Source organism: Dyadobacter alkalitolerans DSM 23607, assembly GCF_000428845.1.
GTDB classification, from domain to species: Bacteria; Bacteroidota; Bacteroidia; order Cytophagales; family Spirosomataceae; genus Dyadobacter; species Dyadobacter alkalitolerans.
In genome coordinates this window covers 703,771-727,897 of sequence record NZ_AUAS01000001.1, presented here as the reverse complement: position 1 = coordinate 727,897, position 24,127 = coordinate 703,771, and the positions used below count along the sequence as shown (strand labels likewise).

Here is a 24,127-nt window from a genome sequence, read left to right as displayed (position 1 = left end):
GATAGGCAAAAACAGCAAGCCGACGAGCTGCTAAAAAGTGAGGAAGGCATTGTCAAACGAAAGAAGCGGTGCTATGACGTAGAACCCGTCTTTGGCAACATTAAACATAACCACGGCTTCCGCAAGTTTATGCTCCGCGGCAAACAAAAGGTCGAAATAGAGTGGGGATTGATCGCACTAGCCCAGAATATCAGGAAAAGGGCGGCCTAGGAGGGCTGTTTACGCGCCTACCTGGCAAATCCAGTAAGCTAGCTTTTAACGGCGGATTTTGAATCTTAATTCTCAGTTACAAAAACCAGAAACGAAAGAGGGTGCCCCATTTTGAAATGAGACACCCTCTTTTATTTGGTGGGAGAATACCCGATTTTATGATGTTAGTTAGCGCACGATTTTTGTTATTTTACTAAATTACAATCATGGCCTGGGGCTGGATTGTATTAAAGTAAGCGCAAATTTTGTTAATTTTGCATTTATCTAACATTTATATCAATTGGTTACCCACATAAAATAAAAGCGAGTGGATATTTTTGAGAAATTACGCAACAACTCCGGCCCTATCGGGACACCGGCCAAAATGCTAAACAGCCACCATTATTTTTCTTTCCCAATGCTGGAAGGAGACCTGGGGCCGCGCATGAGATTTATGGGCCGTGAGGTGTTAAATTGGAGCTTGAACAATTATTTGGGATTGGCTAATCATCCGGAAATCAGACAAGCTGATACCGAAGCGACTGCCAAATGGGGGCTTGCCTATCCAATGGGAGCCAGAATGATGTCGGGGAATTCAGAGCTTCACGAGACTTTTGAAAAAGAACTTGCTGAGTTTGTAGGCAAAAAAGACGCATTTCTTCTTAACTACGGATATCAGGGCGTTATGTCGGCGATCGAGTGTATCTGTGACCACCGCGATGTGATTGTTTACGATGCGGAATCACATGCCTGTCTCATCGACGGAATTCGCTTGCACAAAGCCAAATTGGGTGAATACTACAAGTTCAACCATAATGATATGGCTAGCCTTGAAAAGAACCTGATCCGTGCCACGAAACTGGCCAATGAGAAAGGTGGCGGCGTGCTTGTTATTACCGAAGGTGTTTTCGGCATGTCTGGTAAAGTAGGCGATCTGAAAGCGATTGTGGAATTAAAGAAGAAATATGATTTTCGTCTGCTTGTGGATGATGCTCACGGATTCGGCACAATGGGCGAAACCGGCGCGGGCGTAGGAGAGCTTTTGGGTGTTCAGAAGGAGGTTGATCTTTACTTCTCGACATTTGCGAAATCGATGGCCGCAATTGGCGCTTTTATCGCTTCGGACGATCCCGAAATTATCATGTTCCTGAAATATAACATGCGCTCGCAAACATATGCGAAAGCGCTTCCGATGCCATACGTAGAAGGTTGCCGTAAGCGTCTTCAAATGATCAAGACAATGCCGGAACTTCGTGCGAAACTTTGGGAGAATGTTAAGGCTATGCAGGACGGACTGAGGGGAAGAGGTTTTAACATTGGTGAAACAGAATCGCCGGTTACTCCTGTCTTCCTTCACAGTGAAGGCGGCGTGCCGGAAGTAACGCGCATGGTGCGTGATCTTCGCGAGAATATGGGCGTTTTCTGCTCTATCGTCGTGTATCCGGTTGTACCGAAAGGTCAGATCATGCTGCGCATAATTCCAACTGCTTCACATACATTGGATGATGTGGAATATACATTAAATGCGTTCACGACTCTGGCCGACAAGCTGAAAAACAGGGTTTACCAGGTTGAGGACGTTCAGGAGGTTATCGAGTAAAAATTGGCATATTTCGCTTTCTGAGGGCTTTTTTCGCAAAAGCCCTCTTTTTTTTATTTTTATTTTGAAAATTTAATAATTACTAAATGTCTGATTTTAAGATATTTAGGTGTTTGCAAATAATTAATTGCATTTTAGAAGTGTTTTTTTTTGTTTTTTGGGTTGCGGAAATGCTTTTAATTACTAAATTTCGGTCAAAACATGCGTTTTTAGCGTGTAAAAGGCATTTTGAAACTAAAAAACAAACACAAACATGGCAAGATTTGATGAAGTTAAAGATCTGATCCTTTCACTGGAAGGCGATTTCGATAAGTTTTATGACAAAGGCAACCAGGCTGCTGGAACACGTGTACGTAAAGGAATGCAAGACCTTAAAACGTTGGCTCAGGATATCCGTGCCGAAGTTCAAAATAAGAAGAATACTGCAGAATAATCTGAGAAGGATAAATGATATAAAAGCCCGGGCATTCCTGTCCGGGCTTTTATCTTTAGAACTTTTCTGTATTGATCATTGTAGCCACACCACGCGTCACCACTTTTTTGGTTGTCGCATCCACAATCTCAGTCGAAATCTCAGCAATGTGCTTTTCCGGATTAATGGTTTTGATCGTGAAAACGGCTTTATAATCCGTCTCAACGAACATAGGGCGCAGGAATTCTAATGTTTGTTTCAGGTAAATAGATCCAAAGCCTGGAAATTGTGTTCCCAGCACTTTTGTGAAAATGGTGGCGCCCAGCATGCCATGAATGATAGGCTTTTTGAATGAGGTCGTTGCAGCATATTCCGCATCCAGGTGAATGGGGTTGTTATCACCGGTAAGATCCGCAAACCGCTGAACTTCTTCCTGGGTCAGACGAAATGGCTGTTCGAAACTACTACCCACAACAGGTTCAATATTCATAAAATCGCTTTTATATTAACAAAAATCTAAATTCGCTCAATTATCCGATTGTTGCAAACAAACGCGTTGCCATAAAGCAAGAGAAGCCGTCCCGGACCGGGGCGGCTTCTCTTGCTTATGATATATATGTTGTTACTCTTCAGTTTCCTCCGTTATGAGCGTAACGCCGTCTTCTAATGCTACACCTTCAATAATCTTCGGTGCCCTGGCATTGTTACGTTTGTCTTTAAACTTTTTAACCTGCATTTTCAATGTATCTATTGCTAAATCAGTTGCTTCCTCGAACGTCGTCCCTTGCTCTCTCACAAACATGGTTCCTCCCGGAACATAAAGCTTAACCTCAAGAAGTTTGGTCTGTAACTTGGCATTGTCACTTTTATCCAATTTCAAAAACACCTCTCCGCTAGTAATCCGGTCATAAAAGGTATCAAGTTTATCTAGCTTTTGTTGAATGAAGCTCAACAACTTAGGATCGGCGTCAAAATGAATTGCTTGCATTTGCAGTCTCATAAGCACTTTGTTTTAAGGTAAAACATATTTTAAACCATCCTATCAACATGTATGCCGGGGCCGCCAATACAAGTTTCGATCCTCTCCACCCAATTTCAAATCGCTCCCAAACACCATTTTTGATCTTAATGGTATATTAAATAAAAGGAAATAATAGGGTAATGTCAAGTAAACCGGGTTGTTTTTAAATATATTTATTTTACCTCAAAAGTGGGGATGGAAAGCGTCATGCTTCCTCCAAAAGTGTCCGAAAAGATACATATTGACCATTAAAAAGCGCATGGTGGCGCTCCTGCAAGTCGGCCTGAAAGCCGGTTTGGTAAGCAAGGAAATCTTCCATGGTCCGGAACGAAAACTGCGTGGTGTAGGTCGAACCTTCGTTTTCTATCTCGGTGAGCAAGCGTAAAAGTTTACACTCAAGCGGCAGTTTTGTCGCCAGGATTTCGGGAATGTGGACCGTCTTCATGAAATCAAGCCAATCCTTTTCGGCGGCATAACTAATGTTGACGGTAATGTTAAATATGATCATGATATTTTAATTATCGGGACTTTTTGTTGTGCAAATATCAAGCATAATGCTCGATTGAGCGTTACATTTGCATACTTTTACTTATTCACCATAAACTGATTTAATATGAACGCGCTTATACGTGCCCACTCAGGCCTCCGTTATGTAGTGTTGGCACTTTTGATTGCAGCGATTTTTACTGCTTATTCCAACTGGCAGAAAGGGTCTCAGGGCGATAGCAAAGTCTATCTGTTCGCATTCATTGCAACACATACGCAGCTGCTGCTTGGGCTGATCCTTTATACCATGAGCGCGAAAGTGAATTTTGACCTGATCAGCGAGAAAGTGTTCCGTTTTTATTCAATCGAACACATATTCATGATGTTAATCGCCATTGTGCTGATCACCGTCGGAAGAATCAGATCGAAGAAGCTGACCGGCGCTGCCAAGCACAGAACGGTGCTCTACTTTTACGCAATGGGCCTCATTATCATCCTCGTAGCCATTCCGTGGCCTTTCAGAAACCTTGGCTCAGGCTGGTTCTGATCCGCAATATTGAATTTTAGTTAAAAGGCTTTTCAAATCCGGGAGCATTGTCTCAGGAATTTGAAAAGCCTTTCTCTTTATCCAAACAAATCGCTTGATAGATAGCGGTCGCCGCGGTCGCAGATGATACAAACGATGACGCCTTCCGTTAATTCTTTGGCCAGCTCAATGGCTGCCCAGGTTGCGCCTCCGCTGCTCATGCCTGCAAAAACAGCCTCCTCTTTTGCCAGTTTGCGAGTGGTAAGCACCGCATCATCCTGCGTAACCTCAATCACGCGGTCAACCCGTTCTCTTTCAAATATTTTGGGAAGATATTCGACGGGCCATTTCCTGATGCCGGGAATGCTCGAACCGTCGGTAGGCTGGCAGCCCACAATCTGAATGTTTGGATTTTGTTCCTTTAAATAGCGCGAAACACCCATAATAGTGCCGGTAGTGCCCATGGAAGACACAAAATGGGTCACGGATTGGTTGGTATCCTTATAAATTTCTGGCCCTGTGGTTCTGTAATGTGCTTTCCAGTTGTCCTGGTTGGCGAATTGATTGAGCATAAAATAACCGCCGGAAGCTGCTTTCTCCTCCGCAATGTCCCGCGCACTCTCCATGGTTTCCGAAAGTACAACTTTTGCACCATAGGCTTCCATCGTCAGCACACGTTCCTTTGTTGAGCTTTGGGGCATAATGAGCTCTATTTCAAGATCAAACAGCCGTGCTATCATCGCCAGGGCAATGCCTGTATTTCCACTGGTGGCCTCAATCAGCTTGGTACCTGACGTCACTTCACCGCGGTCCATCGCGCCTTTTATCATACTGAATGCTGCACGGTCCTTGACGCTGCCGCCCGGATTGTTGCCTTCCAGCTTACCAAAAATTTTTACGTCCGGATTGGGATTGATCTTTTTTAATTCAATAAGAGGGGTGTTACCAACCAGATCAAGAAGTGAAAACATGTAATGTTATTTTGTAGAGGTAAAAAATGCCAGCGTTCCAATCAGGAATGACGATATGGAACTGCTATGCGTGCCACCGGGCACCGGTGTTAATGTCACATTCGCACCCAATCCTTTCATCGTATCGTATGCTTTTACCGAATTGAAGTAAAAAACAAGTTCGTCCTTATCGCCGTGATATAGCTGGACAGGTGCTTTGGGTTTCCAGTTATAAACATCATTATCTGCAATGGCCGCAATAAACTTCTCATCCTTGCCATCATTCAAATCAGTTTTGAAGCTTTCATTCAAAGCGGAATCAAAGCTTTGGCCAATCGGTGCTGAAATCCCGTTTGCCGTGATATTGGTCGCAAACGGCTCTTTGAAATAGTAGGAAGCCGGGCGGTTCAGTTTATAAATCCTGTCATAAGTTAACAGCACCCATGTGTAAAGTGCATTATAGGAAGCAATTCCGTGCGTTTTCGTATTGATAATGTGTTTCATGAACGCAGTTTTATCATATGCGCCCGCACCACAGCTGGAAGCCCGTAAGTTGAACTCACCAGCAGCTTCTTCTTCGATCATTTTATGGAGTGACATGGTTGCGTAACCGCCTTCGCTATAACCCGCGACATATAGTTTCTCATCCCATTTTACATCTTTTTGCGCTTTCAAAAACTCCTTTGCAGCACGCAGCATATCCAGTGAAGCCGATGCCAGGCTGGCTCTGTGTTCGTATGGATGCGGCAAATCCTTGGAAGCACCGTAACCAATGTAATCCGGATAAGCAATAATGTATCCCATTGAGCCAAATAATGCCCCAAAGGACGCTGCTTCAGCTCCATCCTTGAAATTGGAAGGTGCAGATGCGTCGTCACGGATCGTGCCGTGCTGAACGCTGATCATAGAAGCGGGATTCGGCGTCGACGGTAAAATCAATGCCCCGGAAGCCATAATGTCCGTTCCGTCCGTATTCTTTGTCTTGTAAGTGATTTTAAAAACCTTGATGCCGTTTTTAACATACGCAGATACCAGCAGTCTAAGGTCACCGGCTTTCTCGATCACCTGTTCTTTGGTCATTTCGGTGATAACCGTGCTTTCAGTGAGATATTTATTCTCAACCGGCGGGTCCACAGGCAGTGGCTTGTCGTCTTTGCAGGAGTAAAGCAGCAACAAACTCCACATAAGCAGGAAGGATAACCTCCTCTGAAACACTACGATCGTAAATTTTTGCATATTCTTAAGAAAAGGTCACCGTTCAAGTTTAGATAACGAACGATGACCTGTTTTAGATCGTGAAATGAATAAATTTCTGACTTAAATTTTTCCCATATACCAGTTGATCATACGCGCCGTGGCATCGGGCCGCTCAACCATTCCCATATGTCCTGCTTCTGCGAGGATAAAAGGATAGCTCTGCTTGGGAAATGCGGACAATGTGATCACGCTTTCAAAAGGAATGAGCTTGTCCTGCATACCAATAATGAGCAGAACCGGGAATGTCATGCGGGTGAGCACCGCCGTGCGGTCTGGACGGTTACGCATGGCTACAATGCCTGCAATAAGCGCTTCCGCGGGAAGTTTGCCAAAATGGTTGATGTGTTCCTTAATCCTCTCAGGGTAAAGTTCTTTATATCTCTCCCCAAAAAGATTTCCAGCCGTGTTTTTAACAAATGCTTCCGTTCCATGATTTTTAAGAAGATCAATGGTCTGGTTGCGCTGGTGTTTTTTAGCCTCGTCGTCGGCATAGGCAGTGGAGTGGAATAACCCGAAACCTTCGAGCATGTCCAGGTATTTTTCTGCAAATGCGAGGGCAATGTAACCGCCCATCGAATGGCCGATCAGCACGCATTTTGTAATGTTCGCATTGGTCAGGAACCGGTGCAGTTCGTCTGCGTAATCTTCAACAGACTGGCAAAAAGTGAACAGGGAAATGTTAGGCCTTACTATTGTAAAATCATCATTAAGCGCGGCATCAAGGTTGTCCCAAATCGTATCATCTATGCCATGTCCATGCAGCAATACCAGAGTTTTACGGTGTAGATTCATATAGATTTGCTTTCAAGGTTGAGAACTTGTTTGGCTAAATATACATAAATCGCTCGCTTTCCAGGCTTTTTCGAGCGAATGAATTACGAAGTAACCGCTCGTTTCCGCTATTTAGCTTTGCCCATTTCTTCCTCCCGCAGCGCCCTTCTCAGGATTTTTCCAACATTCGTTTTTGGCAATTCATTTCGGAACTCTATTTGGCGCGGGATCTTATAGCCGGTTAGATTTTCTTTGCAAAAGGCCTTCACTTTTTCCTCGGTAAGCGCCGGATCTTTCTTCACCACATATATTTTTACAAGCTCACCCGACTTTTCATCCGGGACACCAACACACGCAACTTCCATAACTCCCGGACATTGCGCAACCACATCCTCAATCTCATTGGGATAAACATTAAATCCTGAAACCAGGATCATGTCTTTCTTACGGTCCACGATTTTGAAGAAACCGTCTCCATCTTCATAACCAATGTCACCGGTTTTAAACCATCTTCCGCTTTCGTCTTCAAATATCACTTTTACAGTTTCGTCGGGCCGGTTATAATAGCCCAGCATAATCTGTGGTCCTTTGGCACAAATCTCGCCTTTTTCACCTACGGCTGCCCAGGTTTCATCATCTTTCAGGATACGCATTTCCGTGCTCGGGAAAGGAAGCCCGATTGTGCCTTGCTTATGGTGATCATCTAATGGATTTACAGAGAGCACCGGGGAAGTTTCAGATAAGCCGTATCCTTCCACGAGCGGACAGCCGGTTACTTTTTCCCAGCGCTCGGCAACTACTTTTTGCAGCGCCATGCCGCCGGCAATGGTTATTTTAAGTTCAGAAAAATCAACGGAGTCGAAATCGGTGTTATTGAGCAGCCCGTTAAACAATGTATTAAGGCCCGGGAAGATGTGAAAGCGGAATTTTTTCAGTTCCTTCACAAATGCCGACAGATCTTTTGGGTTGGTAATCAAAATATTGAGTGCGCCCCATTTAATGCCGCATAAGCCGTTAATGGTCAATGCAAAAACGTGATATAAGGGCAATGCACCTACAATGGTAAGCTGGCCAGTGGCTGGCGAACGTCTCATTTTGGACATCAGCCATTCATTGATTCCCTCTACATTGGCGATCAGGTTGCGGTGCGTGAGCATTGCGCCTTTTGAAACACCTGTTGTTCCACCCGTATATTGGATAAATGCTATGTCAATCCCTGAAATGTTTGGCCTTTTATACTCGCGTCCTGCGCCTATGGATAATGCTTTGGTAAAAGAGACAGCGTCCGGAAGATTGTATTTCGGCACCATCTTCTTCACATATTTTACAACAGCATTGACAATCAGTTTTTTAGGAAAGCCCAAAAGATCCCCGATCTCGGTGATGATAACGTGCTGAATGTTGGTGTTAGCAACAATTTTTTCCAGGTTCAGGGCAAAATTCGCCAGGATCACAACCGCTTTAGCGCCTGAATCCTTAAACTGATGCTGCATCTCACGCGGCGTATACAGCGGATTCGTATTCACAATGATCAATCCTGCCCTTAATGCACCTATCATGGCCACAGGATATTGCAGCAGATTGGGCATTTGGATAGCAATGCGGTCGCCCTGAACCAGGCCCAGTCCTTGCAGATAGGCCGCGAAATTTCTGGACAAAACATCGACTTCTCCAAATGTAAGCTGCTTATCCATGTTGGTGTAAGCAGGCTTTGCCGCATTGTCGCGAAATGTCGTTTCCATCATGTCAACAAGGGAAACGTAGGCATCAGGGTTTATTTCGTAGGGAATTCCTTCGGGATAATTTTTCAGCCACGGATAGGTTTCCTTAGATATAGCGATCATAATTCAAAAAGGAAAAGGGTTCGGAATAGGTGCGTTTCCAAAAATCAAGGTAATCAATAACAAAAGAAAATTATTGATCGTGTCCAATTAATTTTTTGAAAAACAATAATTCTTAAATGATAACGCAAAAGCCTCCCAGGAATTATTTTCGTGCCAGTTCCCAACGCCACAGTGGACCTTCATCGGGATCATTAATGTCCTCGGTCTGCTTAAAACCTAATTTTTCGAGGATTTTCACAGATGCATTTTCTTCCCTTAATGTATGCGCCAGTATCTTATGGACGCCGGGTTGTGCAAATGCGTGTTCGATAAGCCCTTTCGCAATTTCCATTCCCAGGCCTTTCAAGCGGTGTGAAGGCATGATCTCATAACCTATTTCTACCATCCCGCTGGCATCGGGTTCGCCTTTGTAGCCGCAGGAGCCGATCAGCATGTTATCAGGCATGTGTATAACCAAATAAACCCACCAGTCCCGTAAAGGAGGGTGGGCTTTCCAGCGGTGATAAGAAGGGGTAAAAGTATCCCGGAACTCGGTCCACTTTTTAGGAACATTCACACCCATCACGCGTGCTAATGTGTTATTACCCATGCGTATGGCGTCAAAAAGCGTATCGTCGCAGGGTACAATCCTTAAATTGGGGGTTAAAATCATATCAATAATTTAGCCCCCAATTTAGAACATTATGAGTTGTTTTCGTCAAACCGGTCCGTTATTGCTTTTCGGATTGCCTGGTGCGGACGCATTCCGGTAGCGCGTGAGCGGGGAACTGCGCGGTCTGCCGAGGCATTGGACTTGGCGCGTAATGCCAGGTTGGAAACGGTTAAATGACTGTTTCTCCAAGCATCATATTCTTCTTCACCCATCACATCCCGGCTCACCTGACCGTGCGCATAACCGTCTCCGTATGAATGTACACGTGTGTCGGTCAATGTTTGTTTGCGCTCTGCTTCCAGGCTTTCTATTTCCGATTTGATCTTGGCTTCTTCCTGTTTCAATTCGTCCAGGGCAGGCATCACTGCAATATCATTTTCTAAAATGCTTTTTTGTGTCAAATGTGCGGTAAGCGTTTCTTGTAACGGCTCCATTTGTTTGAGAATGCGTTTTCTCCTGCGTCTCAAACGCCAGAGTTTTGGGTCAATTTGCAGCCATCTATACCAGAAACCTTGTAAGACAGGCAATGCCATACCCAGCGAAACGGCACCGGCAATCGCAAAAAGCACACCGCTCATGACGAAAGAAAGCAACGCCCAGGGACTATTGACAAGATCCAGATTTAGCTGATCGGAGTTGCGAAGCGCTTCTTCAATCTTATTGGTTAACTCAGGACTGTTCACCGGCGCACCCGTAAGTGGGTCAACAGCATTCAATTGCAGGTTTTTAACCGATTTATTAATGGCTTCTTTCAATTTATCTGTCCGGTAGGCTTCATAACGGAACCAACCTAAAATGATCAGGGTAACAATCGCAAAAATGGAAAGCACCAGTTTAAATCCGGCATAACGTGACCTCGCTTTCGGCGTTTCATTTTTGTGATAAGGCTCTTCCACCAACCGGTCATAGGCTGGCTTCAACAGGATGGAAAGCATGGCCAAACCGATCGCAAATGCCCAGGCTTCGTTGGAGTTACGGATATTCAAGGCGTAGGCCACGATCTCGTGGGAAATGATCAGGTCACCTGCAATGAAGGATATCCCTGCTGCCAGAAATATGAGTCCGGCAACTAAGGAGTAGGATGGCGCCTTGCTCGCACGTTTTTCCCTCAATTCCTCGGTTACAGACTCGATTTCAGCAATGGACTTCTCGCTATCCTGCACTTTTTTGGCAGCATTATTAAGGCCCATCACTTCATTTTGCAATTTGTCGTAAGCAGCTTTATGCTGCCTGATGGTTTCCTGCTGCTTATTTTTGACCGAAGAAAGTTCTTCTCTTTTGGTATTAATTCTATCAATAACCCAGTCATGGTTCACATTGCTGGATAAATATGCCTCATATACCTGGCGATCAATGCCTTCGATTCCGCTGGAATATCCGTGCTGGAAATCGCCGCCCTGGTTTGGATTCTGTTCGTTCATGACGTTTCGTATTTTTGTATGATCGAAATCAATTTTCTAATTATCAGCACATTGCTTCGAAAAAGCTATGCCTGTAAGCTTAATCCCTGCTTTTGCGGATCAAATTCAGCTGTCTGGTGGTAAGCTCGTTCTTCATTCTGCGGGCCAGGTAAAACTCGCTTTCAAATAGTTTTACCAGCATATCCCTTTTTGCGTAAAGCTTGTCGCGTTCTGTTTCAGCAGTACTTTGTTCACGCAGGATCTGCCACTTTTTGACACGCAGCTCGTCAATTTCCACTTGCAGGGTTTGGCATTCGTTTTCCCAGTTGTAATTATTATCAGCGGAATCCTGGCTGTGTTTTCTGATATGGAGCCAAGCCTTTGTATCGTTCCACAAAACTGTAATGTTGCTCAGCAAAAGCTTGCCTGCGAACATAAAAAGGAAGAAAACGAATATAAACAGCGCAAATGCCTGCCACCAGGTCTGGTATGAGATGACATTGGCAAACACAAACAATGCTGCCGCAAATGGAAGCCCGATCTCTTCCAGCAGCGACTTCCAGGTCACCCGGGATTCAGTGTCATGGAAAAGGGAAATTTTGCCAAATAAGCTGAACATTCCCGCCAGGAACACGCCCAGCGCGATCCACGAATTATCTGCAAATGCAGGTTTCAATGATTCCCGGATCAGGAAGAAGTTGCCAATACACATGGCCACGCAGAGTGTTATGCCCATTAATGTGCGGGGCAAATGGTGCTCGCGTTCCGTGTTACTAACCGGGTTTTTTAATTTGTCCTTTAATTCCTCAATCCGGTTATTTTTCTGCCCGATAAAGAGGTTAAGTTCCTGAATGCGTTCATTATGCTGTTCAATGCTGGCAATGTGGCCGGCAACCAGATTCGAAAAATACTTCTGGATAATGTCCGTCTTTTCGTTCGGGTCAGACTCAGAAAGTCCAAACAAAACACCTTCATCACGCAATGTATCTTCATCTTCCAGCCAATACGGCATGGGCACTTCCACTTTCTGTATTTCAGGAATTTCGGCAACAGCAGGTTGAGGCACCTGTTCGGGTGTTGGTTGAATGTAGGTTACAGGCGTATAATCGGAGGGAGCGTTGGGAGCTGTTTCATTTTCAACAGGCTCATCATCATAGTATTGGTCCGCGTCGGATGCGTTGGGGCGGAACCAATTCGCAATTAGTTCAGTCAATTTTGCCATAGTTTTTCATGGTTAACCTGCGATTATCCATGAAAACAGAGAAAATTGCTACATTATTGTGATGACCGGGGATTAAAAAAGGTAACCAACTGACGATTAGGACATTTCAAACATCTTCTGTAAAGCCTGCCATAGTTTCTTCTTAAGATTGCGGTCGGCTTCAATAACATGCAATGGATCGGTGAGCAGAAACCAGACGCCGTCGACCAGCTTAGGCGTGTAGGGCATGAGTAACAAGTCCAAATGCAGCTTAATGAGCGGCACGCCGAATGAGATAAAGAAGTTCGTTTTCTTCTCCGATAAAACTCTCCGGGCATCCGGACCTTTGAGAAAGCTGTAATTCAAAATGTCCGCTTTTTCCATGGAATGTCCGACTGCTTTCAGAATGTTGTCCAGGAACAATGCTTCCGAGGCAGCCATTTCCTTCTGCTTCGGCGCGTCCATCAGGATTAGTATGCTGTGCAGCAATGCCGGGAATTCTGCGTGGGGTAATGCAGGCGCCGGACTTGGATTGGATACGATAGCGGGAGTTTTGGGAGTTGATTTTCCTATCGGCTGCTGAACTTCGGGAGCAGCAGGCGCAGTTGCATGTGCTGGTGCAGTTGCTTGTACAGGTTCAGGTGCTTGTGCAAGCTCATGCTGAGGCTCATTTACAATAGATTTTTCCAGCACCTCAGGCGCAATGCTTTCTGCTAAACGGAACAATGTTTCGTTTTGATACAGTATCTGGTAAAGTGCTGAGGCGGAAGACATTTATAGTGTTTATCAGAATTATAATTGACCTAAAAATAACGACGACTGGCTCCAAATACCAACCTTTTGCTTTTTTGCCTGAATTTCAAGATTAGCGTATTCCTGGCTTTTAGAATATTTCTTAAAATGCACAGCCAGTCCTGCTTTAACCAGTTCCTTATTCAAAATCCGGCCGTTGGGAAGCACAACTTCGCCAAGTAACCTCCCATATTTATCAAAGTTACCAGCATGCCTGATCTGGACTGTTTTCCGGAAACATTGCTGGCTTGTGTATTGCTTTGCAACTTTATAATAAGGCCGCCCGCGTTCGGGGCAATTCACATGCAAAAGCCTGATCCTGATCGGTTTTCCCATTCTCTGACCCGCTTTTTTTCCTGCATAAAGGAATTTGAGTTCAATGGTGTCGCCATCCTGAATCGCGATAACCTCTGCTTTTAAAGGGTTTGGTAAATCGTAATGCTGCTGGATACTGCCGTTTTGAAGGCGGACTGCATTGTCGTTACTAAAAGACGAAAGCGCCAGGGTAACCGTCAGCGCAAACAAAAAATTGAATCTTACTCTACTTAATTGTACTCTGTTCACTTTCACTGTTCTTCAAGCTTGTACCACTTAATGTCGTTGAGGGGCTTCCTGCGGGCTGCTGTTGCTGTAGGAGCATAATGTTTTTCCAGATAATCCAGGACCTGCTTTTCCGTTTCGCCCAGGTCCCAGAGATTGTGATTGGCCTGCATCCAGCGGATCTTCTGTTTCCAGCCGTCCCTTGTGAAACGGTTGGCAATGATGAGCTTGGACGAATGACAGCTCGTACATTGCGCCTTCACCATATACAGGTTCGGATCCGTTAGCAAGCCTGTTTCTTTATCTGTCTTCGCTGTATCCAAAGGAATACTGGCAAACCCTGCCTGATTCTCAACACGAGTTTCTGTACGAAAAGCTGTTGAAACCAATCCCAAAAAAAGGAATAATGTGAGCAGCAGGCCGACATTTTTATTTTTAATCAAATGCATTGCAGGTAATTTTCTCTGTGATTAACCGACTTTAACAGCGATCCGCTCGCAAGCATTGTTCATGTAACCGCCCGGATTCCAGGCCGGGATGACCATGGGCTGTGCATTTCCTTTGTCATCGGTTGCCTTAGCCCAAACTTCATAATAACCTTTGGAAGGGAATTTTACCTTGGTATTCCAATGCTGCCAAGCCAGTCTGTTAGCGGGCGCTTCAAGCTTGCATTCTTTCCAGGTTGCACCAAAGTCAATTGAAACCTCCATTTTTTTAATTGCATGGTCACCGGCCCATGCGTGTCCGCGTAATGCCAGTTCCGCATCAGGTGCGATCATTGCGCCCGATTTCGGAAAAGTAATGAGCGATTTAACGGGCATGGATTCAATAATCTTGAAATACTCGTCCGTCTGTGGCACATCCTCACCGGGCGAAACCGGGCTTTTGGGCATCTTATAACTATGGCCTTCCATTTTCGCACCATCATGCACTTTATTCCGGACCGAGATCCGGCTCAGCCATTTTCCTGAAACGGAGGCTGGCCATCCGCCTATAACCAATCTCAACGGATAACCGTGAAATTCCGGGATGTCCTTACCATTCAACTGCCATGCAATGATCGTCTCGTCTTCCAGGGCTTTGGACATCGGAACACCGCGTGAAATGGCTTCCTTTTTTGGGTCTTTGCTCAAATGCTGATCCTTACCATGATAACCAATGTATACCGCATCACCTTTAATGCCCACATCGGCCAGCACATCTTTCAAACGAACGCCCGTCCATTCCGCGCAATGCACCGCACCCTGTCCCCACTGGTTTCCCGATGCTTGCGGCTGAAAGCCAGAACGGCCGTTACCGCCGCATTCCAGCACCAGCTGGTAAGTGAAAGGTTTGAATTTCTTTTTTAATTCAGCCAATGTATATGTCTTCGGCGCCTTAACCGACTCACCGTCAATTGTCAACGTCCAGGTAGCAACATCAATCGTTTCCGGAATCAGGCCGTTATTTCTGATAAACATTTTGTCGACCGGCGTAATGCGGTCGTCGAGCAGGTGTAAGGGTGATTCTACATTCCAGGGTTTATCTCCCTGCACGATCATTTCCTGACTTTTGCCTTTAAGCGCATCCTTTTCATCGAATAAGAGCGGGATATAACCTTTGGGCATTTTGTTGGCAAAAACAATGTTCGTTCCCATTGCCGCAGCAAGTGCTGCCATGCTGCTTCGCTTCAAAAAGCCACGTCTGTCGGATCCGGAATTCATTATGAGGTTCAGAAATAGTTCGAAATATCAACGGTCGAATTTACATAAACGATATTAGTATAGCACCCATTCATCCTGATTTAAGCGATTTTTAATAAAAAAAGAGGCTGCCCGCTGGACAACCTCTCGCTTACAAAAATAGTGTGTACTGACATTAGAACATTACTCACTTAAAAAAGTGCATGTATACGTCCAACAGGGAGAATTTACTAATGCTTACTAACTCATGTTATGCTTTAATGAACGGACCTGCAATTGCAAGAACTTCAGCTTTCGTCAATGGTTCGTCAAATGCCTCTGTTATAGCTGCATCCGATTTCGATGCAAGGCCTTTCAGGTTCACGCCGCCTTGTGTCATGTTGTCTTCACCTGCGTAAATGGCCGCTACGGCGCCTTCTTTACCTGTAATCCAGCCTTTCATAGCCGGGGTTGCTGTTACCGTTGCAGCCAGTCTGCGCGTCATAGCCGCGTGACGTGCTTCTACCGAGTGAACCTGCAGTGCGTATTCCAGGATTTGCGCATCAGCAAGCAATTCACCAGCCTGTCCTTTGTAAGCACGCACACCGGTATCTTCCAATGCGCTGGAAACCGTTACAAAAGTTTTGTAATTGGTAAACACATCATTAAAAGCGCCACCATATTTGAAATCAAATGTTGGTTTTTTGATCGCTTTATCGCCCAAAGCTTTCACAAGGAATGCTACGTGCTGTGATTCGTGCTTGCCGATTTGTGTGAAGATCGCCTTATCAGAAGCCGGGATCAGGTTAGCAGCTGCGTTTCCTGCTTTGTAAAACTCGTCTTCCAGATATTCAAGTGTCAGTGCAAAGTTCAGCACGTCGATTGCTTTCGCAGACTGCGCATACGCTTTGTGTACAATTGAAGCAAAGACAGTAGGAACTGCAACTGTTGCAAGCTTACTGCCGATCCTGTTCATAAAATGACGACGCGTGGCAAACTCAAGGCGGCCTGCTGCATCCCCGTCAATTTTTTGAAAATCATCTATAATTTTGAAAATATCCATTGTTTCTGAATCAAATTAGTTATTAAATTATTTACCCACATTTGCTCCCGTGATCGTATCCTTTACGTAACCTTTTACGGCAGCAAGGATATCGGCAGGGGCAACAGCTTTGTCGAACCCGTTTTCGTTGATGATATCATCGCCGGCAAAATCAGCAGACTTTGGTTTCAACAAATCACGGATCACCGCTGCGTGGCGGGCTTCAACAGAAACGATTTTTCCGGCAAGAAGGAGATTTCCACCGTCTTTGAGCAGTCTGCCTGCACCATTATATGCGGCAACACCCGTATCTTCAAAAAGCTTCGCAGCACCTAATACAGCATCGCGTTTTGTGAAGTCGATCGTCGAAAAGTTTGGAGTAAGATCTTTAATGGCTTTGTCACCCAATGCTTTCTTGAAAAAGTCGCGGTGAATGATTTCGTGGTCGCGGATATCGGTAAGGATTGTTTTTTCCGCGTCGGTAATGCCGGCATACGGCGTAGCAATAACCTGTGTATAGAAAGCGGCTTCCAATTGTTCAAGCGCGTATGCATAGTTTAATACACCAACGTCTCCTGAGCCCAGGTCCACACTATCGCCCGTTCCAGGGATCATCGGATCCGGATCGTCGTCATTACAAGCGGCAGCAATTACAATGGTTCCCAAAGACGTGGCCAATCCGGCAGAACGCAAAAATAGACGTCGGTTGACAACTGACGCGCTTGCTCCCTCTTCTTTTCCGGAGTCGATTTTTGATTTCGTTTGTCTGTTCATAGCAATAAAAAGGTTTCTTGACTTTCCTTCCGTTTATCGAAAGGATTTAACAGACCTACGACCTCCTATTTGCTTTAGATCAGTTAGTGAAAAAATGACGGCGATTTCCGCAGGGGCTTAAACACAAAAAGAGCCTGTTGCCAGGCTCTTGATGCTTTCGGATCATCCGATACTAAAAAGTAACGTTGAGTAAATATTCGTTTATACCAAATCGCCGGGACGACCTTATATTGCGGAGAATTGTAGACTAAATACTATCAGTTACTAAGTAATAATTGCTACGCAAAGATAACTTAATCCTTTTCTTTTAAGCACTTTTTGCCTGAAAAAATTCAGATCATTTCGCAAATCCGGCTGAATAAGTCGGATACGCACTTTTTGCTAACTGGTTCCTGTTCTGATGTTTAATGCTACAACTTGTTGAAAGATCGTACATGCGAGTCCGTATGTATGGAACAGGAGATTTGTTAATATCTGATTATCAACTTAATTTGTATAGCGCTGGGTTGTGGCATCAAATTATCAAGAGCTTTTTTGAATTTACCTAACACGATTAACAAGATGAAGCACATCATACTGTCCACTACATTCATCGCCATGCTGGGTGCAGCCCATGTGCAGGCCAATGTAACAAGCCCGGTCAAAACCGAATTGAGTATAAGCCAGGATAAAGTTGCTGTTCGGCCGGATGACCTGCCCGAGGCAGTTAAGAATACGCTTTCGGGAGAAGCTTATGCAGGTTGGCAGGTTACTAGTGCTTTTTTAGTTACAAAGGAGGATAACTCGCAGTATTTTGAGATCAATGCCAGGAAAGGCGAAGAGTCAACTGTCATCAATCTAGACAAATACGGAAAGAAAGTTGATTAGAACTGCACGTTATATTTATTAGCTCAAAATGAAAAGCCGGACATTTATCCGGCTTTTGGCGTTTGTTTTTATAATTTTACATTTCCCCTGCTCGTTAGTTAGTATTTATTTTTGATAATCAGAAAACCCATGGCCCACCTGCTCCTCGTAGAAGACGATACTACATTTTCAAAGCTGCTAAGTAATTTCCTTGGTAAGCATGGCCATTCGGTTAAAGTCTGTTCAAATATCAAAGAAGCAAGAGAGGCACTGAAAAGTAGCGATACCGAAGAACCGTTTGAAGTGTTAATGCTGGATTATCGCCTTCCGGATGGTAATTCGGTCGATTTTCTGAAAGCACTGAGAAGTGAAGGAAACCGGACTGCGGCATTCATCATGACAAGTTTTCACGATGTGCGTACTGCTGTTACAGCCATGCAGATCGGTGCTTTTGATTACATAACCAAGCCGGTTAACCCGGAGGAACTGCTTATGGTACTACGAGAAGCACTTAACAAAGCCGAATCAACAGATACAAAGGCGACTCCAAAAACGAAGGTCAATGCGAAAGCCGACAAGCAATCGCTTGAATTCATCGAAGGGAAAAGTAAGATTTCAAAGCAGCTTTACGAGTATGTTCGATTGGTTTCACCAACGGATATGTCGGTGATCATCCAGGGGGAAAGCGGCACAGGAAAAGAGCATGTTGCCAAATCCATCCATAAGATGAGCAAACGTAGTAACGGGCCGTTTGTCGCGATCGATTGCGGATCATTATCCAAAGAACTGGCTGCAAGCGAACTTTTTGGTCACAAAAAAGGCGCATTTACCGGTGCCTTGCAAGATAAGATCGGGCAGTTTGAGGCGGCCGATGGCGGAACATTGTTCCTGGATGAGATCGGTAACCTTGGATATGACGTTCAGATCAAGCTTTTACGTGCATTGCAGGAGCGTATCATTGTGCCGATAGGCGCTACGCAGCAGATTAAGGTTGACGTTAGGCTGATTGCCGCAACCAATGAAGATTTAATGACCAGCGCCGCCAATGGTGATTTCCGGGAAGATCTTTATCACAGGTTAAATGAATTTAAGATAGAAGTTCCTGCGCTGAGAAAAAGAGGAGAGGACCTGGGCATATTTATTCAACATTTTGTAGACAAAGCGAACGAGGAGCTGGGCAGAAATGTGCGGGAACTGTCCAAAGAAGTAATGGATGTTTTCCATAAATATGACTGGCCGGGAAATTTGCGTGAGCTGAACAATGTCATCAAACGCCTGGTGCTCCTCTCGAAAGAGGAAGTAGCCACATTAAGCGCATTACCGGCCGAAATGATTACGGCTCTCGAAGATCAGCAAAAGCCAACGGGCTCAGATCTGAAAGCTTTGCAGGAAACACATGAAAAGGAGATGATTGAGAAGGTTTTGCAGGAAGTGCGCTACAATAAGAGTAAAGCTGCGAAACTGTTAAACATCGACAGGAAAACGCTTTATTACAAGATAGAAAAATATCATATTGAGTAAGCCAGAGCCCTTTCCTCAACTTGCTCAACCACAATGGCAGCGTTTTTCACAACCTGCTGCATTTCCGCGATGGAAATTTTAGAAGGGTCTTCCCGCAAAGCAACTTCATATTGACGCAGCTTGGCCGAAAGCTCGCGGGCGCCTATCTGTCCCGTACGGCCGGCCAGGCGGTGCATGAGTTCCTGCGCTTTGTCCAGGTCGTTGTTTTGGATGTAACCGTCCAGATCGCTCACATCCTTTCTCGAATCCTTTACAAATTGTTCCAGAATTTCCCTGAGCAGACTTTCATCACCAAAAGTCATTTCATTCAATGATGTAAAATCAAGCGCCGTTTCGGGGTTTTCGGTTACGGTTTTTTCCGGAACTTCTGCTTTTGTGGATGAGGCTTCCAGTAATTCCAGTAGTTCGTTGGAATGGAAAGGTTTCATCAGATAACCGTCAAATCCCATTCCTAGCAAGCCTTTTCGCTCCTCAGGAAGCGCTTGCGCGGTCAATACGAAGAATTTGGTGCTTCCGGAAGCAGATTGGCGGAGGCGTTTGCAAAGTTCTGCGCCGTTCATGCCGGGCATACGCATGTCTGTAAGCACAAACCTCACCTGCGAATCCCACGGACGGCTCAAAACCTCCTCTGCTGACGAAAAACATGTATGCGGAATGCCGTTCCTTTCCAAAACGGACGAACACCATTTCAGGATAAAGGCATCATCGTCGACGAGCCATACTTTTCCGACCACATTATAATTCCTGTCGTCTGCTTCCTCGGGCGCTATTTCCAGTGTTTCAGCTTTTTTCATACGGGTGGTTACAAAAAAAGTCGTGCCCTTCCCGAGCGTGCTTTTGACCTTAATCTTGCCGGACATGCCTTCCACCAATGCTTTTACAATGCTAAGGCCCAGGCCGGTGCCACCATATTTACGCGATATCGAAGGATCGGCCTGTTCAAACTGATTAAACACCCGCTGAACTTGTTCCGGCGATAGGCCGATGCCGGTATCCGAGATCTGAAATTCAATTTCAAGATCACTGTCACTCTCAAAACCCGTAACCCGCAGTACGACTTCGCCGGTTTCGGTGAACTTGATAGCATTCGTAAGAAGGTTGTAAAGGACCTGGCGCAGCCTGAACGGATCGCCGTTCAGATAGAGTTTTGGAGAAAGCCCATTTTCAAATTGTAGTAAAAGTCCTTTTGAAACCGCCGTTGGCCGCAGCATTTGAACTACTTCGTTAAGCAAGGGATTAATAGCGAAAGTTCGTTCCTCAAAAGTAAACCGGTCCGAGATAATGCGGCTGTAATCCAGGACCTCATTGACAAGATGCAGCAAATGTTCTGATGCTGAATGCAATGTTTCCAGATCCTGCCGTTTCGGTTTTTCGTCCTTTTTTAATGCTTCGGTATAGCCAATAATGGATTGCAGCGGCGTGCGGATCTCATGACTCATATTGGATAAAAACCGCTGTTTGGCCATGCTGTGATATTCGGCTTCCTCTTTGGCTTCTTCGAGCTGGCTGCGATAGGCGTTGCTTTGGGTAATGTCCGTAAAAATGAGATAGGAAAGCATAGCAGTCAGGAAAAAGAATCCCAGCATGATATACTCCAATGTATTGATACTGCCGGTCACAATGTTTTTCGACCTGGAACCTTCCAGATTGGACTCTTTCAGCACTTCTGCCTCCACTTCCTGCATTACATCCAACAATTGCTGCACGAGTGAATTGCCTGCTGTGGCAAGTTCCTGCTCCCGGTCTACAAAGCTGGTTGTCCTGATCTTCTGTGATTTTTCAATGGCATGCACCGCTTCGCCCACTTTTTCAATGGTGCTATCTTCCTGGGCAACGGTAATGGTGTCCACCTGCACATTTACTTCCTGTTTCTGGACCACCTTGGCAGGCGCAGGAGGCGCATTTTTCCTGGCTTTTTTCGAACCGCCAAATACCCGGTTAAAAAATCCTTTTTTCTGGCTAGCTTGTTGCAGAGAGTCAGGTAACTCCGTGTAAACAGTCGTTGTAGTCGTTCGTTTTTCGGTTTTTACAACTGTGCTGTCGGGTTTTAGTTTTGTAGTGATCAGCCCGGAAATGGATTTTACCTCTTCTTCCAGATCCTTGTTATTGACCAACTTGGAGCGCACTTTGACATACTTTCCGTAAATTTTTTCCCGCTCATTCAGCAGGCTTTTCATAGAGTCGATGCGAATAATCTGCATATGGTCGTCCAGGCTCATATTACTCAGTGAATCCAGCGTTGCGATCAGCTCTTTGGATTGCGCTAAAACCTGTTCGTTTTTTTCTTCACCTTTTAATGTGCGTGTGTTTTGTAAATGGTTGAGCTGGATAATGTTTTTGAATACTTTATTAACCAGCCGAAGCTTATCATTTGGCGTAGACATTACTTCCAGCTTGATCAGCATATCTTCAAATGCTTCCTTACTGATAATCCACGACGTGCCCAATGCCAGCGATGCCAGCAAAAATCCCAGCAAGACTTTGCCTTTAACTGATTTTAGGAAAAAGAGGTCACGAAGAGCGGACATATCGGAATGTAGTATGCAATGTCTTTAACGAATTTACAATCGTAAAAGGTGCAATTCAGCTGCATCTGTCTGATTTAGAATGTGAATATAACGAAAAAAGGCTGCCCCGCATATTTGGGCAGCCTTTCCAAGCGTATTTCAAAATGCACCCCGCAGCTGCGAAATGCACGTTTATTATTTTGCAAGAGAATTAATCCATGAAGCAATTTTCATCGCATCAGATTTCGAAACCTGCGGCATAGGAGGCATTGGCGTTGCATAATCCGGCCAGTTTTCAGGTTTTGGATGATAGATCAGATCAACAATCTTTTCATTGCTGTATTTGCGTTTGGCAACATCCAGGTAAGATGGTCCAACCACCTTCTTGTCGGCAGCGTGGCAAGCCAGACAAGTATTTTTTTCCAAAAGCGGTTTAACCTCTGCAAACGTAGGCACTTTCACGGCTGCGGCTTTACCGGTAGTTGCTTTGCCTTTTCCATCCGGAGAAACGTGCTCTTTTTCAGGTGCAGCAACCGAAGCAGCCGCTTTTCCTGATCTGGTCGTTTTCAGGTCAGAAACTTTCAATTTCTCGCCATCAGGAATGTTGTTCAATGTGTAGTAAGCATCCGTATGAACAAGCGACCAGCTGTTTGTAGCAGCACGAACGCCTTCCAGCTGGATTTTATGCACATAATACTGACGCATGCCATCCAACACGATCCGCACTTTTTTAGCGTCATCAGAAACTTTAACACCCACCACTTTCACTTCCTTCGTATCGATCGGTGGGCTGCCGTAAACAGGATAATGTTTGTACAAATAGCTGCTCACATTATAAGAATCAAGATCTTCCGCAGATTTACGATCAACCGGCATTGTGAATTCTATTTCAAAACCGTCCGGCTGCGCTTTCACAGTGTACATTTCAAATGGCATTTTACCATTCCATACCAAACGCTGCAATCCCTGATTCGCATCTCCTGCTGAACCCCATCCGCGGTTTGTTTCACCTACGAACATGGAACCGTCTTTGTCGAAAGCCATACGCAAAACGCCTGATTGGAAACCGCTGCGGAAACCAATGCTTGCGCCCTGATATTCTCCTTTTACTTTTTCCAAAACAATACGCATAATGTTGCTTTGTCCCTGGTCCCCCACGAAAACCTGTCCCGTAAATGGTCCGAAATTTCCTTGGGTATTATCCAAAATCAGCTCCGAAGTGGAAACACCGTGCACGCCATATGGAAGCCAAACAGCCGGAAGCTGCACCATATCGTATTTTTCTTTCAACTGATAAAGGAACTGCGGCGTTTCGTTGCCTGTGTTCTCCGGCTTGATCGCCCGTCCTTTGTCGTCTTTATTCTGGCGGTTGTCGCGCTCGGCGAAGAATTGCTTTTCTGTAAGCTTCACTGGTGTGCCCGCAGCCCATTTCAAACCAGCCGGGTGGCCCATGAAGCCTCCTTTTTTAACCTGGAAAATTCCACCGGTTCCCATCCAGTCGCCCTGGTTGTCTGTATAGAACAGCTCGCCATCGAGCATGCTGATTCCCGCAGGAGAGCGCACGCCTGTTGCGTATGGTTCGAATTTTCCGTCATTGGTAATGTGGAAGATCCAGCCACGGCCAGGCACACGGCTTTCGCCTCTCCACCATTCCTCATCACCAAATGCCACGTTACCACTCACAAAAAAGCTTCCGTCCGGTGCCAGTTTTGGCCCGAAAGAATATTCGTGATAATGTCCGGATAATGGCCATGCGTAAACGGTTTCATAAATGTCCGCTTTGCCATCGCCGTTTTTGTCGACCAGCTTGGTAAGCTCGCCGCGTTGTGCGCAATACAATGCACCTTCTTTGTAAGCAAGGCCAAGGATTTCATGCAGACCAGTCGCAAATTTTCTGAAATAAGGCGTCCGGCTGGTCGGGTTATCGACGATCCAAACCTCTCCGCGGCGTGTAGAAATGGCCAGTGAGCCATTTGGCATGGTCGTTAATCCACCCACTTCAAGGATAATCCCTTCTGGAATGGGCGGGGTGATGATTTTGTAAAAGTCTTCTTCTTTTGGTGATTCCTGCGCTTTCAGCATGGAAATCGTTGCGAGAAGAACAAACGCTATTTGAGCAATTTTTTTCATTATAT

The 24,127-nt window shown here is 45.2% G+C and carries 24 protein-coding genes; 6 read left to right on the top strand and 18 right to left on the bottom strand.

Features of this window, described 5'->3' with window-relative positions; translation table 11 throughout:
* The 3 genes from G395_RS0103200 to G395_RS0103190 all read left to right on the top strand — a co-directional run.
* Positions 1 to 210, top strand: a 210-nt coding sequence (locus tag G395_RS0103200) for a transposase (protein WP_026628752.1), incomplete at its 5' end; no start/stop codon positions are given.
* Between the two features lie 307 nt (positions 211 to 517).
* Positions 518 to 1,789 (top strand): aminotransferase class I/II-fold pyridoxal phosphate-dependent enzyme, encoded by a 1,272-nt coding sequence (locus G395_RS0103195; protein ID WP_026628751.1) that lies wholly within the window; start codon positions 518 to 520, stop codon positions 1,787 to 1,789.
* Positions 1,790 to 2,042: 253 nt separating this feature from the next.
* Entirely contained in the window at positions 2,043 to 2,222 is a 180-nt protein-coding gene (locus G395_RS0103190; protein WP_026628750.1) for a BF3379 family histone-like protein, read from the top strand.
* A gap of 55 nt (positions 2,223 to 2,277) precedes the next feature.
* Here the strand turns inward: G395_RS0103190 and G395_RS0103185 are convergent, their stop codons facing one another.
* The 3 genes from G395_RS0103185 to G395_RS0103175 form a co-directional block, all read right to left on the bottom strand.
* On the bottom strand, positions 2,278 to 2,691 hold the full coding sequence (locus G395_RS0103185; protein WP_026628749.1) for a MaoC family dehydratase: 414 nt from the start codon (positions 2,689 to 2,691) through the stop codon (positions 2,278 to 2,280).
* A 132-nt stretch (positions 2,692 to 2,823) separates the two neighbouring features.
* Positions 2,824 to 3,201 (bottom strand): ribosome hibernation-promoting factor, HPF/YfiA family, encoded by a 378-nt coding sequence (hpf, locus tag G395_RS0103180; RefSeq protein WP_026628748.1) that lies wholly within the window; start codon positions 3,199 to 3,201, stop codon positions 2,824 to 2,826.
* Positions 3,202 to 3,427: 226 nt separating this feature from the next.
* A complete protein-coding gene (locus G395_RS0103175) occupies positions 3,428 to 3,730 on the bottom strand; it encodes a DUF4286 family protein (protein ID WP_026628747.1) in 303 nt (100 codons plus the stop codon).
* A gap of 105 nt (positions 3,731 to 3,835) precedes the next feature.
* Between G395_RS0103175 and G395_RS0103170 the strand changes: the two genes are divergently transcribed.
* The gene (locus tag G395_RS0103170) at positions 3,836 to 4,255 is read left to right on the top strand and encodes a hypothetical protein (protein WP_026628746.1); all 420 of its coding nucleotides are present in this window, start codon (positions 3,836 to 3,838) and stop codon (positions 4,253 to 4,255) included.
* A gap of 77 nt (positions 4,256 to 4,332) precedes the next feature.
* Here G395_RS0103170 and cysM read toward each other — a convergent pair whose 3' ends face one another.
* From cysM to G395_RS0103105, 13 genes are all read right to left on the bottom strand, one after another.
* Positions 4,333 to 5,205, bottom strand: coding sequence for a cysteine synthase CysM (gene cysM / locus G395_RS0103165; protein ID WP_026628745.1), 873 nt, complete (start codon positions 5,203 to 5,205; stop codon positions 4,333 to 4,335).
* A 6-nt stretch (positions 5,206 to 5,211) separates the two neighbouring features.
* A complete protein-coding gene (locus G395_RS0103160) occupies positions 5,212 to 6,420 on the bottom strand; it encodes an alpha/beta hydrolase family protein (RefSeq protein WP_026628744.1) in 1,209 nt (402 codons plus the stop codon).
* 81 nt (positions 6,421 to 6,501) lie between these two features.
* A complete protein-coding gene (locus tag G395_RS0103155; protein ID WP_035360248.1) occupies positions 6,502 to 7,233 on the bottom strand; it encodes an alpha/beta fold hydrolase in 732 nt (243 codons plus the stop codon).
* Positions 7,234 to 7,340: 107 nt separating this feature from the next.
* On the bottom strand, positions 7,341 to 9,056 hold the full coding sequence (locus G395_RS0103150; RefSeq protein ID WP_026628742.1) for an AMP-binding protein: 1,716 nt from the start codon (positions 9,054 to 9,056) through the stop codon (positions 7,341 to 7,343).
* 142 nt (positions 9,057 to 9,198) lie between these two features.
* On the bottom strand, positions 9,199 to 9,708 hold the full coding sequence (locus G395_RS0103145) for a GNAT family N-acetyltransferase (protein ID WP_026628741.1): 510 nt from the start codon (positions 9,706 to 9,708) through the stop codon (positions 9,199 to 9,201).
* 29 nt (positions 9,709 to 9,737) lie between these two features.
* Complete coding sequence (locus tag G395_RS0103140; protein ID WP_026628740.1) at positions 9,738 to 11,129, bottom strand: hypothetical protein; 1,392 nt, start codon at positions 11,127 to 11,129, stop codon at positions 9,738 to 9,740.
* Between the two features lie 79 nt (positions 11,130 to 11,208).
* Positions 11,209 to 12,330, bottom strand: coding sequence for a hypothetical protein (locus tag G395_RS0103135; protein WP_026628739.1), 1,122 nt, complete (start codon positions 12,328 to 12,330; stop codon positions 11,209 to 11,211).
* Between the two features lie 96 nt (positions 12,331 to 12,426).
* Positions 12,427 to 13,083 carry a hypothetical protein gene (locus tag G395_RS30930; RefSeq protein WP_051349934.1) on the bottom strand — a complete coding sequence of 219 codons (657 nt, stop codon included), beginning with the start codon at positions 13,081 to 13,083 and terminating at the stop codon, positions 12,427 to 12,429.
* An 18-nt stretch (positions 13,084 to 13,101) separates the two neighbouring features.
* Positions 13,102 to 13,626 (bottom strand): thermonuclease family protein, encoded by a 525-nt coding sequence (locus G395_RS0103125; RefSeq protein ID WP_026628738.1) that lies wholly within the window; start codon positions 13,624 to 13,626, stop codon positions 13,102 to 13,104.
* 41 nt (positions 13,627 to 13,667) lie between these two features.
* Positions 13,668 to 14,090: a hypothetical protein gene (locus G395_RS0103120; protein WP_026628737.1), complete on the bottom strand. Its 423-nt coding sequence runs from the start codon at positions 14,088 to 14,090 to the stop codon at positions 13,668 to 13,670.
* A gap of 21 nt (positions 14,091 to 14,111) precedes the next feature.
* The gene (locus G395_RS0103115; protein WP_026628736.1) at positions 14,112 to 15,344 is read right to left on the bottom strand and encodes a sulfite oxidase; all 1,233 of its coding nucleotides are present in this window, start codon (positions 15,342 to 15,344) and stop codon (positions 14,112 to 14,114) included.
* Between the two features lie 229 nt (positions 15,345 to 15,573).
* Positions 15,574 to 16,365 carry a ferritin-like domain-containing protein gene (locus G395_RS0103110; RefSeq protein WP_026628735.1) on the bottom strand — a complete coding sequence of 264 codons (792 nt, stop codon included), beginning with the start codon at positions 16,363 to 16,365 and terminating at the stop codon, positions 15,574 to 15,576.
* A 27-nt stretch (positions 16,366 to 16,392) separates the two neighbouring features.
* Complete coding sequence (locus G395_RS0103105; protein ID WP_026628734.1) at positions 16,393 to 17,118, bottom strand: ferritin-like domain-containing protein; 726 nt, start codon at positions 17,116 to 17,118, stop codon at positions 16,393 to 16,395.
* A gap of 561 nt (positions 17,119 to 17,679) precedes the next feature.
* Between G395_RS0103105 and G395_RS0103100 the strand changes: the two genes are divergently transcribed.
* Both G395_RS0103100 and G395_RS0103095 read left to right on the top strand, forming a co-directional pair.
* A complete protein-coding gene (locus G395_RS0103100; protein ID WP_026628733.1) occupies positions 17,680 to 17,985 on the top strand; it encodes a hypothetical protein in 306 nt (101 codons plus the stop codon).
* A gap of 129 nt (positions 17,986 to 18,114) precedes the next feature.
* Complete coding sequence (locus tag G395_RS0103095; protein ID WP_026628732.1) at positions 18,115 to 19,485, top strand: sigma-54-dependent transcriptional regulator; 1,371 nt, start codon at positions 18,115 to 18,117, stop codon at positions 19,483 to 19,485.
* Here the strand turns inward: G395_RS0103095 and G395_RS0103090 are convergent.
* Entirely contained in the window at positions 19,473 to 22,013 is a 2,541-nt protein-coding gene (locus G395_RS0103090) for a hybrid sensor histidine kinase/response regulator (protein WP_026628731.1), read from the bottom strand. The genes G395_RS0103095 and G395_RS0103090 overlap by 13 nt on opposite strands.
* Positions 22,014 to 22,187: 174 nt before the next feature.
* Positions 22,188 to 24,122: a c-type cytochrome gene (locus tag G395_RS0103085; protein WP_026628730.1), complete on the bottom strand. Its 1,935-nt coding sequence runs from the start codon at positions 24,120 to 24,122 to the stop codon at positions 22,188 to 22,190.
* Between the last annotated feature and the right edge of the window lie 5 nt (positions 24,123 to 24,127).

Coding starts and splice junctions, on each gene's coding strand:
- G395_RS0103175 (WP_026628747.1), bottom strand. CDS start 3,730: ATGATCATATTTAACATTACCGTCAACATTAGTTATGCCGCCGAAAAG.
- G395_RS0103185 (WP_026628749.1), bottom strand. CDS start 2,691: ATGAATATTGAACCTGTTGTGGGTAGTAGTTTCGAACAGCCATTTCGT.
- G395_RS0103095 (WP_026628732.1), top strand. CDS start 18,115: ATGGCCCACCTGCTCCTCGTAGAAGACGATACTACATTTTCAAAGCTG.
- G395_RS0103100 (WP_026628733.1), top strand. CDS start 17,680: ATGAAGCACATCATACTGTCCACTACATTCATCGCCATGCTGGGTGCA.
- G395_RS0103170 (WP_026628746.1), top strand. CDS start 3,836: ATGAACGCGCTTATACGTGCCCACTCAGGCCTCCGTTATGTAGTGTTG.
- G395_RS0103145 (WP_026628741.1), bottom strand. CDS start 9,708: ATGATTTTAACCCCCAATTTAAGGATTGTACCCTGCGACGATACGCTT.
- G395_RS0103160 (WP_026628744.1), bottom strand. CDS start 6,420: ATGCAAAAATTTACGATCGTAGTGTTTCAGAGGAGGTTATCCTTCCTG.
- G395_RS30930 (WP_051349934.1), bottom strand. CDS start 13,083: ATGTCTTCCGCCTCAGCACTTTACCAGATACTGTATCAAAACGAAACA.
- G395_RS0103190 (WP_026628750.1), top strand. CDS start 2,043: ATGGCAAGATTTGATGAAGTTAAAGATCTGATCCTTTCACTGGAAGGC.
- G395_RS0103140 (WP_026628740.1), bottom strand. CDS start 11,129: ATGAACGAACAGAATCCAAACCAGGGCGGCGATTTCCAGCACGGATAT.
- G395_RS0103085 (WP_026628730.1), bottom strand. CDS start 24,122: ATGAAAAAAATTGCTCAAATAGCGTTTGTTCTTCTCGCAACGATTTCC.
- G395_RS0103135 (WP_026628739.1), bottom strand. CDS start 12,330: ATGGCAAAATTGACTGAACTAATTGCGAATTGGTTCCGCCCCAACGCA.
- G395_RS0103155 (WP_035360248.1), bottom strand. CDS start 7,233: ATGAATCTACACCGTAAAACTCTGGTATTGCTGCATGGACATGGCATA.
- G395_RS0103110 (WP_026628735.1), bottom strand. CDS start 16,365: ATGGATATTTTCAAAATTATAGATGATTTTCAAAAAATTGACGGGGAT.
- G395_RS0103120 (WP_026628737.1), bottom strand. CDS start 14,090: ATGCATTTGATTAAAAATAAAAATGTCGGCCTGCTGCTCACATTATTC.
- G395_RS0103115 (WP_026628736.1), bottom strand. CDS start 15,344: ATGAATTCCGGATCCGACAGACGTGGCTTTTTGAAGCGAAGCAGCATG.
- G395_RS0103090 (WP_026628731.1), bottom strand. CDS start 22,013: ATGTCCGCTCTTCGTGACCTCTTTTTCCTAAAATCAGTTAAAGGCAAA.
- hpf (WP_026628748.1), bottom strand. CDS start 3,201: ATGAGACTGCAAATGCAAGCAATTCATTTTGACGCCGATCCTAAGTTG.
- cysM (WP_026628745.1), bottom strand. CDS start 5,205: ATGTTTTCACTTCTTGATCTGGTTGGTAACACCCCTCTTATTGAATTA.
- G395_RS0103105 (WP_026628734.1), bottom strand. CDS start 17,118: ATGAACAGACAAACGAAATCAAAAATCGACTCCGGAAAAGAAGAGGGA.
- G395_RS0103150 (WP_026628742.1), bottom strand. CDS start 9,056: ATGATCGCTATATCTAAGGAAACCTATCCGTGGCTGAAAAATTATCCC.